The sequence below is a fragment of the Agromyces sp. C10 genome, from assembly GCF_023217995.1.
GTDB lineage: Bacteria > Actinomycetota > Actinomycetes > Actinomycetales > Microbacteriaceae > Agromyces > Agromyces indicus.
The window spans coordinates 136,402-152,533 of sequence record NZ_JALPSX010000009.1 but is presented as its reverse complement, the minus strand read 5'-3'; the positions used below and the strand labels follow the sequence as shown (position 1 = coordinate 152,533).

Below are 16,132 nucleotides of genomic sequence, written 5' to 3'. Positions count from 1 at the left end.
GAGCGGCGAGACCGCGGCGCGGCTGACCGACAGTGAGTAGGCTCCATGCTATGCCAACAGCCTTTGCCGTGCGCGCTCTGGCGTCGACGGTTCGTATCGAACTCGACGACAGCCTCACGGGCGACGAGCAGGCCGAACTCCGAGCCCAGTGGTCCGATCTCCTCGTCGAGGACGGCACGCCGCAGCACACCATCAGCGCGGGCGTCTCGGGCATGCTCGCCGACGCCGACGCGCCGACGGTCGTCGCCCCGTCCGCGGAGATCCTCGCCGACCTCATCGCGACCGAGGTGACCCATCACGGCATCGCCGAATTGCGCGGCCGGGCCCTGATGCTCCATGCCGCTGCCGTGTCGCTCGACGACGGCCGGGTCGTGGGCTTCATCGGCCCGTCCGGTCGGGGCAAGACCACGGCATCCCAGGCACTCGGCGCCACCTACGGCTACGTCACCGACGAGACCCTCGCGGTACTCCCCGACGGAACCGTGGTGCCATATCCGAAGCCGCTGTCGCTCGGCGAGCGGCCGGGCCACAAGCGCACGGTCGGCGCATCGACGCTCGAGCTCAAGCCCGCCTCGGAGGCGCCCCTCAGGGTTGCCGCGCTCGCGCTCCTCGACCGACGACCGGTTGCGGCGGAGCCCTCGATCGAACCGGTGCCGTTGACCGAAGTGCTCGCGGAGCTCGTACCGCAGACGAGCTTCCTCGCCGAGCTGCAGGATCCGCTCCGCACCCTCGCGGAGGTGATCATCTCGGCGGGCGGCGTCCGCCGTGTGATCTACTCCGAGGCGCGCACGCTTCCCGGTCTCGTCGACCGCATCCTCGACGAGGCCGGCGACGAGCGACCGTTCCTCACGCCGGTGTCGATGCGCGAGCGCGACTGCGACTGCTTCAAGCACCAGCGCCCGGAAGAGTTCCCCGATGCAGCCGAGCCGCGCCCCGACGGACCCGCCGGAACCTTCCGCAGGGCCACGCACCGGGACGCCCTCATGATCGATGATCAGCTCGTCGTGCTGGTCCCCGGAAGCGTCACCGTGCTCGACGGGCTGGGCCCGATCCTCTGGCTCGCCGCCGACGATTCCACCGAGGAGGAACTCACGGCGGCCGCCATCGAGCAGCTGCCGGAACCCCCCGAGGGCGTCGACGCCGCCGCGGTGGTCGCGCAGGCCATCCGCGACCTCGTCGACGCGGGTCTGCTCGTGGCCTTCTAGGTACTCGCCACGCGCGTCGGCGGGCCCGTCGTCGCGCGAAGGTCACCGGCTGCGGCATCCGCCTCGAGCGGTGTCGTCGCACCCGCGCGGTCCATGGCCCCCAGGCAGATGCCGGCGATCACGAACGGGATCGACACCTGCGCGGCGACCCAGAAGAGGTCGAACTGCCCCTGGACGATCCGGCTGAGCACGACGGCGAAGGCCAGCGTGCCGTAGCGAGGGTCGACTCGCCAGAGGACGACCAGGATGCCGACGCACATCACGAGGAAGCCCACCAGTCCCACGATGCCCGCGGAGGCGAGCACCTCCATCTCTGCCTGCGGGGGCTGGAAGGGCACGGTCGGATCGTTGTACCAGTAGCGCAGGCCATGGCCGAAGACCGGCGCCTCCCGCCAGTAGTGGTAGACCTCCCGGAACCAGTTCAGCCGTTGGAAGACGGAGTTGAACTCGTTCTGGGAGGCGACCTGGTCGGCGACCATGGTCACGATGAGCCAGCCCGCGGGGATGAGGAGGAAGAGCACCAGGCGGGAGCGCCCGGTGACGCGCCGGCGGATCACCACGATGACGACGGCGAGGATCAGCCCGACCAGGGCCTGACGCGACTGGGTCATGAGGATGGCCGCGACCAGGAGCGCCAGCGTGGAGCGCGCGAGCCCGCGGTTCCATCCAGCCCATCCCGGGTTCACGTAGACGACCACCGCCGCGAAGGCCAGCGCGGTGCCGATGAAGTTCTTGTGCATCTCGAACGGCCACGTGACGTAGACCGGGCTGAAGTTGCCGGTCAGGTACTGGAGCCCGCCATGGATCACGGTCAGCACAGCGATCGCGGCCGCGGTGGCCACCATCAGCGACAGCGCGAGCCGCGCGTACCCGGCGGCACCGAGAGCCCAGCCGACGACGAGCGCCCCCGACACGAGCAGCCAGGCGTGCACCCACTCGACGGTGTTCTCGGCGTACGGGTTCACGACCACGGTGAACAGGGTCGTGAACTGGTAGAAGAGGTTGAACCACAGCAACGCCCGCAGTGGGGCGGAGTACGGGCGCTTGCCGAGCAGGACCGCGCATCCGAACGCGGCGGCGAGGGCGAAGTCCGACACCGAGAGGTCGCCGACGCCGATCGCCATGCGCTGCACGATGAACAACGCGGGCATCGCCAACAGGGCGATCGCGAGCGGGATGGACGAGGTGAGGACGGCGCCGATGACGAGTCCCGCGATCGCGAACGCCGTCATGGTCGCATTCTCGAGACCCTGGCCGAGCACGATGTACGCCGCTGCGGCGGTTCCCGCGGCGAGGAGGAGCCAGCGCCAGAGACCGGCCCACCAGTCGGCGACGCGCTCTCGCCAGAGCTGCGCGCGCATGCTCCTGGAACCCATCGCCGTGCCCTCCGTGAGATCGGCTCCAGTATCGCAGGGCGAGGACCGCGCGGCACCTGTCATCGACCGCGACCCGTCCGGCGCCGGATCGCGACGGATGCCGTCACGACGCCGGTCCGCGTTCCTCGGCCGCGAGCAGTCCGCGCTCGAGCAGTTCGTCGACGAACCGGTTCACCTCGGTCCGGACGTCCTCGACCGACGCGCCCGTCCGCGCGGCAACCCGATCGGCGATCGAGTCGCGGTCGCCGACCGCGGCTTCCAGCCAGATCGCAGCGGCACCGCCCCCGAGCACCACGATCGGACCATCGGGCAGCAACGCCGCGTAGACGACGTCGTCCTCTCCCTCGACCACCGCCACTCCCGGGGCGCGGCGCAGACGAGTCATCGGCCCGCTCCGCCGCGTCGGAGCCGCTGCCACGCCTCTGCGAGGGCCCGCGCGGGCCGAGCGAGGAACTCCTTCGCCACGTCGCCGCGGGTGGGACGTCGGCCGAGGCGGAACTGGAGGTGGTCGACGTTGACGAGCGGCGCCCGGAGCACGATCCCGACCGCTCCGCTGAGCGTCGGCGCCGCGCGCACCCGACCCCACCATTCCTCCGCCCGCGTACCGCCGGTGGACACCGCCTTCCAGAGGGCGTAGTCCCGTTCGCCGCGGAACCGCTCGAGGTCGCCGAGCGCCGCGGCGAAACCGACCTCGGCTCGCAGTTCGGCGACGAGCGCCTCGATCTCGGATCGCCGCGCGGCATCCGCTCGGTGCCATGCCGCGTCGAGGTCGCTCGCGTTCGCGCCCCGCGCCCGGGCCACGTTGAGGATGAGCAGCGCCGACTGCGCCACCGTGTCGGGAACGGCGCAGGAGACGGCGGCGATCATGAGATGCCGGCGGTCGTCCCAGAGCCGCTCGAATGCCGCGTCGGGGTCGAGGCGGACGCCGGGGAAGAAGCGGTGCACGTCGACGTACCCCCATGTCTCGTGCAGGTACGTCTGCGCATGGCCGAACGGCGAACCGGTCTGGAATGAGGTGTGCAGGCGCCATCCGTGCCGGCGCATCGTGCGGTCGAGCGTGGCGAACTGGGCAGGTCGTACGAGCACGTCGATGTCGGTGCCGTGAAGTTCGACCGGTCTGAGCTCGGGGTCGACCGCGGCCCCCTTGATGTGGAGCAGGTCGACGCCGACGGAGTCGGCGAGGTGCTGCATGGCGGCGTGGCCCAGTCGGAGACGCACCGCAAGCGGCACGTCGACCTGGAACTCGTTCACGCCCGCTGCACCACCTCTTCCATCACTCTAGCCATGCGGGCGAGATGCGCGTCGCGACCGAACCGCTGCGCCCAGGTACGGCACGTCGCGGCGTCGATGTCGCGCGCCCGGAGGATGGCGGTGGCCAGGTCTTCCGGTGTCGGGGACGCGGCGTGGTACCCGTTCCGACCGTCGGCGACGGTCTCGAGGTAACCACCGGCTGCGATGACCGCCGCCGGCGTCCCCTCGAGGGCCGCTTCGACGATCGAGAGTCCGAAGTCCTCGCGGGCCGCTCCGACCACGACGGATGCCTCCCGGTACAGCCAGCACAACTCGCCGTCGGTCACTCGTCCGAGGCAGTGCACCTGCTCATCGGGCCGATCCAGGTGTTCGGAACCGGTCCCGACGACGACGATGGGAAGCCCCGCGACCTTGGCCGACGCGATCGCGAGCGGGACGTTCTTGTAGCCGCGGTCGCGGGCGACGCAGAGCACGAACTGCTCGGGGAGACGCCGCGCGGGCTGGATGGGTCGGTCGCAGATGACCTCTGCCGGCGGGTTCACGACCTCCGCGTCGATGCCGTACGCCAGCCGCACGCGATCCCGGGTCACGACCGAGTTGACCACGACCTTCCGCGCACGGTGCATGGCCTCGCGGTCACCGTGACGGAGGAGCGGGGTGCTCGCGGCCAGCCCTGCCCGGCGGAGCGGGCTGAGGCGGAGCCGATAGTCATCGGCTGCGTAGAGCCAGCGTGCCGGACTGTGGACGTACACGACGTGGGGCATGTCGTACTGGAAGCGATGCGCCCACCCGCTACTCGAGACGAGGGCGATCTCCCCGCCCGCCGCGGTCGTCCGGCCGGCGATCGTCGGGAGCAGGGGCAGCATCCGCTCGACCTGGTGATGGAGGGCATCCGGAATGGAGGCGTGGACGTCGACGCCACGGAAGGCATCGAACGTGGACTCGGCCGCGTACGCGAGGGTGTACACGGACTTCGGCTGGAAGGCGTCGGCCCAGGCTGCCACGACTCGTTCGGCACCGCCGAACTGCACGAGGTAGTCGTGGGCGAGCACGATCTCGGGCATGGGTGTTCCCGCTTCCTGCGCGGGCCTCGGGTACTCGGCCCACCGGGCTTCGGGGATGGCGGATCGAGTGGCTCGCGCGTAGCGGCATACTATGTCCGCATTTCGGGGGACCGATAGGAGGAAAAGCCCGCTTCAGGGCGATTTTCGGCGTTTGACACCACTACTGGGGGTGTCCTCTGAAATGAGGACACGAATCGGTTCGGATATCCAGCCCCTGAACGGGTGTCGCGCCGGGCGATACGTTCGGGAGCTCAGCGACCAGGTGCGCCGGCATCGGTCACGCCGACATCCGCACGACTGAAGTTCTGGAACGACCGCGACGCGGTCGGACCGCGCTGGCCCTGGTAGCGCGACGAGTACTCGGCCGAGCCGTAGGGCCGCTCGGACGCCGACGACAGCCGGAAGAAGCAGAGCTGGCCGATCTTCATGCCCGGCCAGAGCTTGATCGGCAGCGTCGCGACGTTGCTGAGCTCGAGCGTGACGTGACCGGTGAAGCCCGGGTCGATGAAGCCCGCCGTGGAGTGCGTCAGCAGGCCGAGCCGCCCGAGCGAGCTCTTGCCCTCGAGCCGCGCCGCGACGTCGTCGGGCAGGGTGACCGCCTCGAACGTCGACGCCAGCACGAACTCGCCCGGGTGCAGGATGAACGGCTCGTCGGGCCGCACGTCGATGAGGTGCGTGAGCTCGGGCTGGTCCTCCGCCGGGTCGATGAACGGGTACTTGTGGTTGTCGAACAACCGGAAGTACCGGTCGAGCCGCACGTCGATCGACGACGGCTGGATCATCGCCGGGTCGTACGGCTCGAGGCGGATGCGTTCGCGATCGAGTTCGGCCCTGATGTCGCGATCCGAGAGAAGCACGGAGCCAGCCTACCGAGGCCCCGGTCGCCGGGTAGCGGAGCGTGTCGAGACGCTTGCTACGATGGTCAGCGCGGCGCCCTCCTCCTCGAGCGGATGCCGCATGCCGATGTAGTTCAATGGTAGAACTTCTGCTTCCCAAGCAGACAGCGCGGGTTCGATTCCCGTCATCGGCTCTGATCAGGGCTTTTGCCGGTCATTCAACCGGATGGGCGACCGACCAAATGCCGCTTGTCACGGTTAACTCACGGTTAATGATTCAACTTGAAATGCGGCGCAGCCCGTGGAGTCCCGGCCGAAGCTGAGCATGCCGTTTCGCAGACCGGATCTCAAAGCCCATCGTGCCGCCGCGCCGCGAGCGTGCGCGCGCCCCTTAAGACAGGATGCTTCCCTGACTCTTCGACCAGCGCGCCGGAGTCGGGTCACCAGTCCTTGATGACGCAGCATGCAGTGAGAAAGTCGCGATCCTCCATGCCGCGGGGCGCTTCTGCAACACTTACGCGCTTAAACCCAGCCGGCTCATACAGCCTCTCGAAGACCTTCTCCTGCGCGTCGACTACGAGGAATCGGCCGGCGACGTAGCTCCGCGCCCGCTTGACGACCTGCTTGGCCTCATCGATGAGAACGCTGCCCGGGAGGTGCTCGCTCGTGAACCGATCGGAACGGGCCAACTCTGCGATGCAGTAGGCACCCGTCTGGTCCATGGTGATGTTGCCCATGAGCTTCTTCTTTGCCGCCCCAGATGCCCGCGTGAGGTCGAGGGAAGTCAAGCCGACCGTGAAGAACGCAGCGACCTCCACGCCGTACACGTCGTCGGGTGTAATCAGTACGTAGGATCGACAGGAACCCCCGCACGCCGAACCGCGAGCGCAGCACGATGCAGACGACCGGGTGCTCCAGGCCGAAGCCCGGGTCGGGTGCGAGCAATTCTCGGCACCAGCTGGGCGGCTACCAGGTGTGGGCCGACGCCTTCCGGCCGGCCCTGCTCGCTTCCCTCGCCGAGCGGTTCCCCCCCGAAGGTGACGCGACGGATGCCGACGGGGGCCCGTCGACGGCGACGATCGCCGCGGCATCCGTGCTGGGGAGGCCGCGGCGATCGACTGACGGTGCGGGACTCCTAGCCCAGTCGGGAGACTACCTCCTTGACGAGCGGCCAGACCCGTTCGACGGAACGGTGGTTGACCTTCTCGTCGGGCGAGTGCAGCGCGTGCAGTTCGGTGCCGATCGAGATGATGTCGGCCACGGGAACGCGACGACTGAACATGCCGAGCTCGAGCGAGCACTGCGACACCTCGACGGCCGGCTCCTCACCGAGCACGTCGCGGTAGGCCTGCGAGGCGACCGCGAGGAGCTCGGAGTCCGGACGGTAGGGGAACTCCGGCGCGTCGAGGCCGAACAACGCGGTCGTCACGCCGCCGCCGGCGAGCTCGACGAGGGCACGGACGCGGTCGTACAGCTCGTGCTTGCGCGAGGTCAGCGCCGACGTGATGGTCGACATCAGCTGCACCCCCCGCTCGGTGGGGCGGATGGTGCCGAGGTTGTTCGAGGTCTCGACGCGGTCGGTCACGTGGAGGTTCCAGCGGACCACGCCGTGCTGGATGAGCAGCGTGAGCGTCGTGAGTCGGTGCGCGGCCGCCGTGGAGAACACCCGGTCGGGCACGTCCGCCGCACCGAGGTCGAGCCGGATGTCGGGGTCGGCGACGTCGTATTCGACCGCCAGGTCCGCCCCGAGCCGGGAGACGACCTCAGCGATGCCGTCGAGGTCCTCCGGGCGGGCGACGAGGACGACCTCTGCATCCGCGGGGATGGCGTTGTTCTGGGCCCCGCCGTACGGAGCTGCGATGCGCACATCGAATCGGTTCGACACGGCGAGGACGGCGCGGGCCAGAACCTGGAGCGCATTGGCGCGCTCGAGCTGGATGTCGAACTCGCAGTGGCCACCCTTCAGGCCGCGCACCATCAGTAGCCGCGCGGCCGAGTGGGTCGTCGGGGCGGACTCGAACTCCGCCGGGATGTCCACGGTGAACGTGACGTCGCCCGAGCAACCCGCGAGAATCTCTTTGTCGGTGATCCAGTTGAAGTCGATCATCCGGCGACCGCGAAGCTGCGTGGTGTCGAACTCGGCGGCGCCACCCTTGCCGAGCTCCTCCATCGCCGTCAGCACCGCCTCCAGGGGCGGATGCGGGAAGTCGTCGGACGCCAGAAGCGCGAGGATGTAGGAAACGCCGATCCCGTTGTCGGCGCCGAGCGAGGTGCCGTCGGCGGTGATGTAGTCGCCCTCGACGACGAGGCGGATCGGGTCATTGACGAAGTCGAACTCGACGCCCTCGGCCTTCTCGCAGACCATGTCGAGGTGTCCGTGGAGGATCAGCGGAGCGGCGTTCTCGAGCCCGCCCTGACCGGGCTTGCGCACGAGGACGCAGCTCCGCTGATCCTTCACGGCCTCGAGGCCGTGCGAGCGGGCGAAGTCGACCACCCAGTCGGCGACCTGCGACTCGTTCCCGGAACCCCGGGGAATGCCTGCGAGGATCTCGAAGTACCCCAGGACCTCCCGAGGCTCGAGCCCGTCGAGGACGCCCGTCTTCGTCGACGGCTGTTCTGCGGTGTGGGACATGATGCTCTCTTCCTTCACTTGACGATAGCGCCGCGCGTGCGAGCCATCGTGAGCGCGACGACGACGATGATGACGAGTCCGTACACGAGGTTCTGGGCCTGAGCGTCCACGCCGATCGCCGTGGTGGCGATCGGGACGAGGGCCACCGTCAACGCTCCGAAGACCACGTTGATCGGGTTGACGACGCCGCCCGAGATCGAGGTGCCACCCAGGATGGCCGCCGTGATGGCCGGCAGCAGCAGGTCGCCGCCAGAACCGGTGGCCGACGCCGAACCGGACTGCGCGATGATTGCGATGCTCGCGAGCCCCGCGGTGAATCCGGAGAGGGCGAACACGATGACCTTGACCCGACGGTTGCGCACGGCCGAGAAGATCGCCCCAGACTCGTTGTTGCCGATCGCGGTCATGGAGAGACCGAGTCGCGTGTACCGCAGCATCACCCACAGCGCCACGGCGAGGACCACGCCGACCCAGAACGTCATGGGGATGCCGAGGATGCCGCTCTGGTACAGCGCTGAGATGGCCTCCCCATTGGCCGAGACGTAGACGGTCGTCGAGTTGCTGAGCACGAGCGCCGCCGCCTGAAAGATGCCCAGCGTGCCGAGCGTGAGCGCGAACGACGGCACCTGGGCGTAGGCCACGAGCAGGCCGTTCACCACGCCGAACGCGGTCACGATCAGGAGCACGAGCAGCGGGGCGGCGGCGGCGAACGGCGCGAGCATGAACGCGAGCACGATGGCGCCCAGCACGGCAATCGCCGCATTGGACAGGTCGATCGACCCGATGTTCAGAACGAGCGCCTGCCCGAGTGCGAGGAGGAGGATCGGCGCCGCGGCGGCCGCGATGAAGGTGAGGCCGTTGCTGGCGAGGAAGGTCGGCGTGAGCGCCGACACGATCGCGAGCATGACCGCGAAGATGACGAGCGGCCCGGTGACCTCCCAGAGGCGACGGGGACGCTTGAGCAGGCTCCGCCGCGAGGCGTGCGCGGCCGCCGGGGCGGTCGTCTGCTCCTTCGGAGACGTGAGGGTGTTCATACGCTCACAGCATCCTTTCGAGGAGGTCGAGGGTGGACGGGTCGTCGGTTGCGAGGTCGAAGTGGCCGGTGACCGCGCCGTCGCGCATGACGACCACCTCGTCGCCCATCTCGAGCGCTTCCTCGAGCGTGTCGGCGAGGAGGACCACAGCCGTCCCCTCGTCGCAGGCGCGACGGATCTGCTCATTGACCGTTTCGGCGGCGCCCGGGTCCAGGCCGCGGAGCGGGTGATCGAGCACGAGCACCTTCAGTTCCGGCGAGTTCAGCCACTTGGCCAGCACGACCTTCTGCTGGTTGCCGCCCGAGAACCGCTCGAGCTCCAGCGAGGTGTCGTTCGGCCGCACGTCGAGGGTCTCGAACCACCCCTGGGCGACCCGGTCCCGCTTGGCCGGGAGGAGCACGGGGCCGGCGGCCGCGGCGCCCGGATGCGTGATCGTGAGGTTCTGCGCGGCCGGCAGTCCGCCGACCATCCCCTCCACCTTGCGCTCGGCCGGCACGTACCCGACGCCGGCATGGGTCGCCTTGGGGATGCTCCATCGGCGCGCCGGGCTGCCGCCGAATGAGAGGGAACCCGAGTCGAACGTCTCGGCACCGAACAGCGTCCGGGAGAGCGCCTCGCGGCCGGAGCCGCTGGTGCCGACGATCACGGTGCATCGTCCCGGATGCACGGTGAACGACACGTCGCGGTACTTCCCCTTCCTCGTCAGGGCCGACACCTCCACGGCCGGACTCGAGTCCGCCGCGATGGGGCGGTGCCGACGCGCCGGCGAGTGCATTTCGCGCCCGACCATGAGGTGGAAGAGGTCGTCCTCGGTCACGTCCTCGGTGCGACGATCGGCGATGAGCTCGCCGTGGCGCATGACGAGTACCCGGTCGCACACGCGGAGCACTTCGTCGAGCCGGTGCGAGACGAAGATGACGGCGCCGACGTCGCGGAGCTTGCGCATCTCACGCTCCAGGATGGCCGTCTCCTTGCGCTCGAGGAGCGAGGTCGGTTCGTCGAGGATGACGAGGGGCGTGGTGTCGCGTGACGGGTCCATGTGGATGGCGCGAGCGATCTCGACCATTTGACGGTCGACGAAGGAGAGGTCGCCGACGCGGGTGCGCGGGTCGAGCTTCGACCCGATCTTCTCGAGCGTCTTCGCGGCGTCGCGGTTGAGGCGACTCCAGCGGTACAGCCCGACCCGGGAGACGCCGCCGACGCCCGGCGGGGTGTTCATCTCGATGTTCTCGGCGACGCTGAGGTTCGAGAAGAGCGACTGCTCCTGGTGCACCACGCCCACGCCCGCGGCGATCGCGTCGCGCGGACCGCGGAGCCGGACGGCGGCGCCGTTGACCTCGATCGTTCCGGCGTCGGGCTGGTAGATGCCCGTGAGGATCTTCAGGAGCGTGGACTTTCCGGCGCCGTTCTCGCCGATGAGTCCCACGATCTCGCCGCGCTCGATCTGGAGCGACACGCCCTTCACCGCGGCGATGGGGCCGAAAGAGATGCGGATGCCGTCGAGCTTCAGGACGGGAGGAGTCGTCGCATTCACTTCGCCACTCGCAGACGGTCGCGCTGCGACCACGCCGCAACGATGATGGCGGCGACCAGGATCGCCCCGGAGACGCCGGACTGCCAGCTGGGGCTGACGCCCGCGAGGATCAGTCCGTTGGTGAGCACGGTGAGGAGCAGAACTCCGAGCACCGTGCGGAGGACGCCGCCCTTGCCCCCGCCGAGGGAGGTGCCGCCGATGACGACGGCCGGTATCACGACGAACAGGACGCCGGATCCCACGGTCGCGGACCCCGCGCCGAGCTTCATGGTCGCGATGATGCCGGCCAGGCCGCTGAGCGCCGCCGCGAGCACGAACACGACGGTTTTCACGCGGGCGACCGGCATCCCATTGCCCTTCGCAATGCCCTCGTTGTCGCCGATGGCGTACGTGACCCGGCCGAGACGGGTGTACCGGAGCGTGAGCACGCCCAGCACGACGACGACGGCCGCGAGCCAGAACGAGTTCGGGAGGCCCAGCGTGGCGCTGCTGGCCCAGCCGCCCACCGCGTCGTCGGTGAGCATGGGGACGATGCCCGATCCGTACATCAATGTGGCGATGCCGAGTCCCACATACCACATGCCGAGCGTGACGATGAACGAGGGAACCTTCAGTCGCGTGAAGAGGGCGCCGCTGGCGAAGCCGAGCACCATTCCGAGGGCGATCGCACCCACCCACGCCCAGATCCCGAGGTCGACGCCCCCGCGGCTGTTGGCGGACATGAGGATCCAGGCCATGCCCGATGCCCCCATGACCCCCTCGACCGACAGGTCGATCGAGCCGAGCAGGATGACGAGCGTGGCGCCAACGCCGACGATGAGCGGGACCGACGCCTGGTCGAGGACGTTGCGGAGGTTCCCCATGGTGGCGAACCGCGGATTCAGCAGCGTGAAGATGATGATGAGCACGGCCAGTGCCGCGATCAGGCCGAGTGGCTCGGCGATGCCCCGGAGGAAGCTGCGCCGCACCGTCTGGATCTCGTGCTGCCGGATGGCGGTAGTGTCCACGCTCTCCGGCGGCACTGTCGCGTTGATCATGGTGACCTCGCTGTCAAGATGGGTGAAACGGGAGTGGGCTCCCCGGCCGCGCCCGCTGCGCGGCCGGGGAGATCTCGAACGCCGTTAGGGCAGGACCTCGGGGCCGCCGCCGACGAGCGGCATGGGCTCGGCGGCCCACGGACCGTTCTCGATGAGTCCGTCGATGAACTTCGCCGGCGCATCGGGCTCGTCGTACTGCAGATAGTCCGGCAGAGTGTCGGGCGTCACGCAGCTGAGCTCGAAGAGGCTGTTGCGCTTCTCCTTGGGCAGCTCGGACGGGTCGATCTCGCCGGTCGCCGCGAGGTAGGCGGTGTAGAGACCGACCGCCGACGCCATGTAGCCGCGGTGGAACGTCTCACCCACGATGGGCTCACCGGCCTGCATGGCGGCGATGGTCTCGGGGTAGAGGCCGTCCGACGCGAACTTGACCTGGTCGATCAGGCCCGCGTCCTTGAAGGCCTTCATCGAGCCGATCTGCATGCCGTCGTCAGCGCTCCACACTCCGTTGATGTCATCGCCGTACTTGGTGATGAGCTGCTTGGAGTTGTCGAACGCGAGCTGGGGGTCCCAGTTGGACGGGCGCTCCTCGAGGATCGTGATTCCCGGGTAGTTCTCCTCCATCTCCGCGCGGAACCCGGCGACGCGCGTCTGGCTCGTGGTGCTGTCCTGCACGCCGGGGAGCATGATCACGTTGCCCTCGCCGCCGAGGGAGTCCGCGAGTGCCTTGGCGTTGCAGCGGCCCGAGTCGACGCCCGAGTGCTTCTGGAAGGCCACGAAGTTGTCGCCCGCGTCCCACGGCTCGTAGTCGTCCGGCTTGTTCCACCAGATGGTCACGAAGCCGCCCGCCTGCTTGACCGATTCGACGATCGGGCGGACCACCGAGTTGTCGACGGTGTTGACGAAGAGGACGACCTTCTTGCCCTTTGCGATCACGCCCTGAATCTTCGAGATCTGCGTGCCGGGGTCGCCGTTGGCGTCGACGATCTCGACCGGGATGTCAAGTTCCTCGCCGAGGGCCTCGGCGCCCGTGATGTTGCCCTGGAAGTACGGATTGAGCGTGTTGATGACGGAGGCCACGATCACGAGGTCCTCCTTCTCGAGGGGCTCGGCCGAGCCGCCTGCGACGCCGGCCGTCGTGGTGCAGCCGGAGAGCGCCAGTGCGAAGGCGGCGCTGGCGGCTACGGCAGCGGTCATCCTCCGGGCAATGCGATGCAGAGACATCTTTGACTCCTGGTGGTGGTCGGTGTCACCTCGCGGGTGACGCTGTGGTTGGTGATCGTCGGGTGTGGTGGTGGGTCTGCGCCCAAGGGTTCCGGTCGGGAATCCCGCGGTGCGCAGCTCGACCGGCTCGTGGCCGGGCAGGCTCAGTCGCGCAGGGTTCGGAAGAAGTCCCGCACGTCGGTCACGTAGGTGTCGGGCACTTCGAGCGGCGCGAAGTGGCCGCCGTCGGAGTGCACGCGGTACTGCTGGACGTTGAAGTACTTCTCGGTCCAGGTGAACGGCGGCTTGTAGATCTCACCGGGGTAGATCGAGACCGCGGTGGGCACGCCGACGACCGGGAACCGATCGTGGCTCGGGGTCCATGGGTTGCCGCGACACTCCCAGTAGTACCGGGAGGAGGTCCCGCCCGTGTTGGTCAGGAAGTAGACGGCCGCCGTCGTGATGAGGTCCTCCTTGGGCCACACCCGCTCGAACGCCTCGGTGCCGACCCCGCGCTCCGCGAGACCCCAGAAGTAGCGCTTCTCGGTAATCCAGGCGAGCTGGGCCGCTGGCGAGTCCGCGACGAGGGCGGCCAGGGTCTGCGGCTTGGTGAGCTGGATCTCGCCGTACCCGCTCTCGTTCTCGACGAAGAGCTTCCCGCGCTCGAACCAGCCTGCCTCCTCCTCGGTGTACTCCGACGCGGCCGGGAGGCCGAGGATCGGATCGAACTCGACGCCCGCCGGCTGGTCGGGGTGCGAGGGGAGGTAGTGGCTCATCTGCGCCGGGAAGTGCGTGTAGACGCCGATGACGTCCTTCTCGTACTTGTGACCGTGCTGCTGCGCGATCAACGCTCCCCAGTCACCGCCGGCCGTGGCGTACTTCTCGTAGCCGAGCACGTCCTTCATCAGGGCATTCTCGAGATCGGCGGTGTGCCAGAAGTTCCAGCCGGTCTCCGTGAGCGGCGATGAGAAGCCGTAGCCGGGCAACGAGATGAGCACCACGTCGAAGGAGTCCTCGGCCCTGCCGCCGAACTTCTCTGGGTCGGTCAGGGGTTCGATCACCTTGCGGACATCCCAGAAGGTCCAGGGCCAGCCATGGTGCAGCAGGAGTGGCATGGGGTTGTCGCCCTTGCCCTTCACGTGGATGAAGTGGAGCGGCACGCCCATGAGGTCAACCTTGAAATGCGGCAGCTCGTTCATGCGCCGCTCGACGTCGCGCCAGTCGTACTCGTTGATCCAGTAGTCGACGAGGGTGCGGTGATAGGCCGTGTTGTACCCGTAGCGCCAGTCGTCGTTCTCGAAGTCCTCGGGGAAGCGCGTGCGCCTCAGCCGATCCATCATGTCGTCGAGCTGCTCGTCGGGGATGTGGATCGTGAACGACGTCACCTGGGGGTGGGTCGACATCGGGAGAACCTCCTCGTTCATCCGGTGCACCGTGCTATGAATGTCTATTCAGCAACTGATTGGCTATACCGTAAGCGCCGCGGACGCGAATGTCAACACATCGCACGGGAACGACCCGGCGGGGCGGCGGTATCGGTCCGGCGCCCCCGAACAGGGAGCCGGAGCGCGCGACGAGGACCGTGTCAGTCTGCGTCACGGCATGACGAGCCGAAGCAGCCGCCTGCCGGCGGCGTCGCTGGGAGGAAGGCTCGGGCCGCCGCCACTGCGGCAGCCCTGTCGCGGCTCAGGGGCGGCTCGGTACTGCGCTGGGTTGCGCCGGAACCACGCGCAACCGGTTCGCCACCCCACAAGGCATCCGTCAGGCGCAGGTCGTGGTCGACCCAACCCCGCCGGGGTCACTCGGCCACGCGCGCCTCACGTCGCCGACGACGCCCCGTGCGGAGCGAGCAGGTACTCAGCCGTCGCCGTGTCGGTGACGAGCACGTTGACCCAACCGCCCGCGAGGGCCGCGCGGATGGCCTCGTATTTGCTGGGACCGCCCGCGACGCCGATCCGTCGGGGCGCGCGCTGCAGCTGTTCGAGGGTCACGCCGATTACGAGCTCGTCGAGCTCGGAGGGCACCGGTCGACCCTCGGCGTCGATGAAGCGGAGGTTCACCTGGCCGACGGCACCGAGTTCGAGGGCCCGGGCGAACTGCTCCTCGCTGAAGAAGTTGTCGCCGGCCTCCAGCGGGGGCACGATCCCGCAATGACCGATGCCGACGAGGGCGATGTCCATCTCGTCGAGTTCGGCCAGGGCCGCCCGCGCGTTCGAGTCGCCCGCGAGGATCGCGTCGCGGACCTCTGGCGAGGACACCACCCCGGGGACGCGGAGGAATCGCGGCTCGGCGCCCGCGACCCGCGCCAGGCGCTGGGTCGCCACGGTGGCCTCCTGCTGGAGCGCAGGCGGCCCGACTCCGCCGAGCATCTCGACCACGCTGGTCGCGGCCGAACGAGGACCAGGCCGCAGTTCGGCGGCCATCGCGCGCAGCGATCGGCTCCACGACGTGAACCCGATGACCGAGTCGTCGAGGGGCAGGACCTCGACGATGGACGCCACCGCATGCCCCAGGTCGTCGGTCAGACGGGACTCGTCGGCCGCGGCCGCTTCGACGACGTGCGCCTCGAGAAGCCCGTACGTCCGCTCCAACTGCTCCTCGAGATCGGCGTTGAGCCCGTCGGGCACGACCACGACGGTCCGGACGATTCCGGCGGCTTCGGCGGCGCTGAGCAGGCGGGAGACACGCGCCTGCGAGACCCCGAGCGCCTTCGCGATCTCGGTCTGCCGCATGCCGTGCACGTGGTACAGCCGCGCGACCTTGGTCATCACGCGCAGGTGGTCCAGGTCGCCGGTCACCGCAGCCATGAGGCCCCCATCCATTCGGGAGAGAACATATTCATTCAATCTTCGCATGCCTCGTCACCGTTCGCACATTGCGCGGGAGGCCATGCGAGCGCGCGCCGCCGGGCCTGTCGCCCGCGAGCGCGCGGCCGACTTGACAGAGAGCATCCGTCGACCTAC

14 protein-coding genes and 1 tRNA gene are annotated in these 16,132 nt (G+C 68.8%); 2 read left to right on the top strand and 13 right to left on the bottom strand.

All coding sequences use genetic code 11. The annotated features are described in order from the left end of the window. The first annotated feature begins 50 nt into the window (after positions 1-50). Positions 51-1,205, top strand: a complete 1,155-nt coding sequence (locus tag M1L56_RS11865; RefSeq protein WP_248599394.1) for a hypothetical protein — start codon at positions 51-53, stop codon at positions 1,203-1,205. Here the strand turns inward: M1L56_RS11865 and M1L56_RS11860 are convergent. The 5 genes from M1L56_RS11860 to dcd all read right to left on the bottom strand — a co-directional run bounded on the left by M1L56_RS11860 (position 1,202) and on the right by dcd (position 5,753). Next, positions 1,202-2,581, bottom strand: a complete 1,380-nt coding sequence (locus M1L56_RS11860; RefSeq protein WP_248599393.1) for an O-antigen ligase — start codon at positions 2,579-2,581, stop codon at positions 1,202-1,204. The genes M1L56_RS11865 and M1L56_RS11860 overlap by 4 nt on opposite strands. A 103-nt stretch (positions 2,582-2,684) precedes the next feature. Next, the gene (locus M1L56_RS11855; protein WP_248599392.1) at positions 2,685-2,966 is read right to left on the bottom strand and encodes a PqqD family protein; all 282 of its coding nucleotides are present in this window, start codon (positions 2,964-2,966) and stop codon (positions 2,685-2,687) included. Further along, on the bottom strand, positions 2,963-3,832 hold the full coding sequence (locus tag M1L56_RS11850; RefSeq protein WP_248599391.1) for a nucleotidyltransferase family protein: 870 nt from the start codon (positions 3,830-3,832) through the stop codon (positions 2,963-2,965). Before M1L56_RS11850 ends, M1L56_RS11855 begins: the two co-directional genes overlap by 4 nt. Continuing rightward, the gene (locus M1L56_RS11845) at positions 3,829-4,896 is read right to left on the bottom strand and encodes a glycosyltransferase (protein ID WP_248599390.1); all 1,068 of its coding nucleotides are present in this window, start codon (positions 4,894-4,896) and stop codon (positions 3,829-3,831) included. Before M1L56_RS11845 ends, M1L56_RS11850 begins: the two co-directional genes overlap by 4 nt. Before the next feature lie 251 nt (positions 4,897-5,147). Further along, positions 5,148-5,753, bottom strand: coding sequence for a dCTP deaminase (gene dcd / locus M1L56_RS11840; protein ID WP_248599389.1), 606 nt, complete (start codon positions 5,751-5,753; stop codon positions 5,148-5,150). A 102-nt stretch (positions 5,754-5,855) separates the two neighbouring features. Between dcd and M1L56_RS11835 the strand changes: the two genes are divergently transcribed. Then, positions 5,856-5,926 (top strand) — tRNA-Gly (locus tag M1L56_RS11835). Between the two features lie 246 nt (positions 5,927-6,172). Here M1L56_RS11835 and M1L56_RS11830 read toward each other — a convergent pair. The 8 genes from M1L56_RS11830 to M1L56_RS11795 form a co-directional block, all read right to left on the bottom strand. Beyond that, positions 6,173-6,559 (bottom strand): hypothetical protein, encoded by a 387-nt coding sequence (locus tag M1L56_RS11830; protein WP_248599388.1) that lies wholly within the window; start codon positions 6,557-6,559, stop codon positions 6,173-6,175. A 308-nt stretch (positions 6,560-6,867) separates the two neighbouring features. Further along, positions 6,868-8,364: a beta-Ala-His dipeptidase gene (pepD, locus tag M1L56_RS11825; protein ID WP_248599387.1), complete on the bottom strand. Its 1,497-nt coding sequence runs from the start codon at positions 8,362-8,364 to the stop codon at positions 6,868-6,870. Between the two features lie 14 nt (positions 8,365-8,378). Next, on the bottom strand, positions 8,379-9,398 hold the full coding sequence (locus M1L56_RS11820; protein ID WP_248599386.1) for an ABC transporter permease: 1,020 nt from the start codon (positions 9,396-9,398) through the stop codon (positions 8,379-8,381). A 4-nt stretch (positions 9,399-9,402) separates the two neighbouring features. Then, positions 9,403-10,932, bottom strand: coding sequence for a sugar ABC transporter ATP-binding protein (locus M1L56_RS11815; protein WP_248599385.1), 1,530 nt, complete (start codon positions 10,930-10,932; stop codon positions 9,403-9,405). Further along, positions 10,929-11,939, bottom strand: a complete 1,011-nt coding sequence (locus M1L56_RS11810; protein ID WP_248599384.1) for an ABC transporter permease — start codon at positions 11,937-11,939, stop codon at positions 10,929-10,931. Before M1L56_RS11810 ends, M1L56_RS11815 begins: the two co-directional genes overlap by 4 nt. A gap of 114 nt (positions 11,940-12,053) precedes the next feature. Then, positions 12,054-13,163 (bottom strand): sugar ABC transporter substrate-binding protein, encoded by a 1,110-nt coding sequence (locus M1L56_RS11805; RefSeq protein WP_248599383.1) that lies wholly within the window; start codon positions 13,161-13,163, stop codon positions 12,054-12,056. A gap of 170 nt (positions 13,164-13,333) precedes the next feature. After that, complete coding sequence (locus tag M1L56_RS11800) at positions 13,334-14,572, bottom strand: epoxide hydrolase family protein (protein WP_248599382.1); 1,239 nt, start codon at positions 14,570-14,572, stop codon at positions 13,334-13,336. Positions 14,573-14,986: 414 nt separating this feature from the next. Then, positions 14,987-15,976, bottom strand: coding sequence for a sugar-binding transcriptional regulator (locus M1L56_RS11795; RefSeq protein ID WP_248599381.1), 990 nt, complete (start codon positions 15,974-15,976; stop codon positions 14,987-14,989). Between the last annotated feature and the right edge of the window lie 156 nt (positions 15,977-16,132).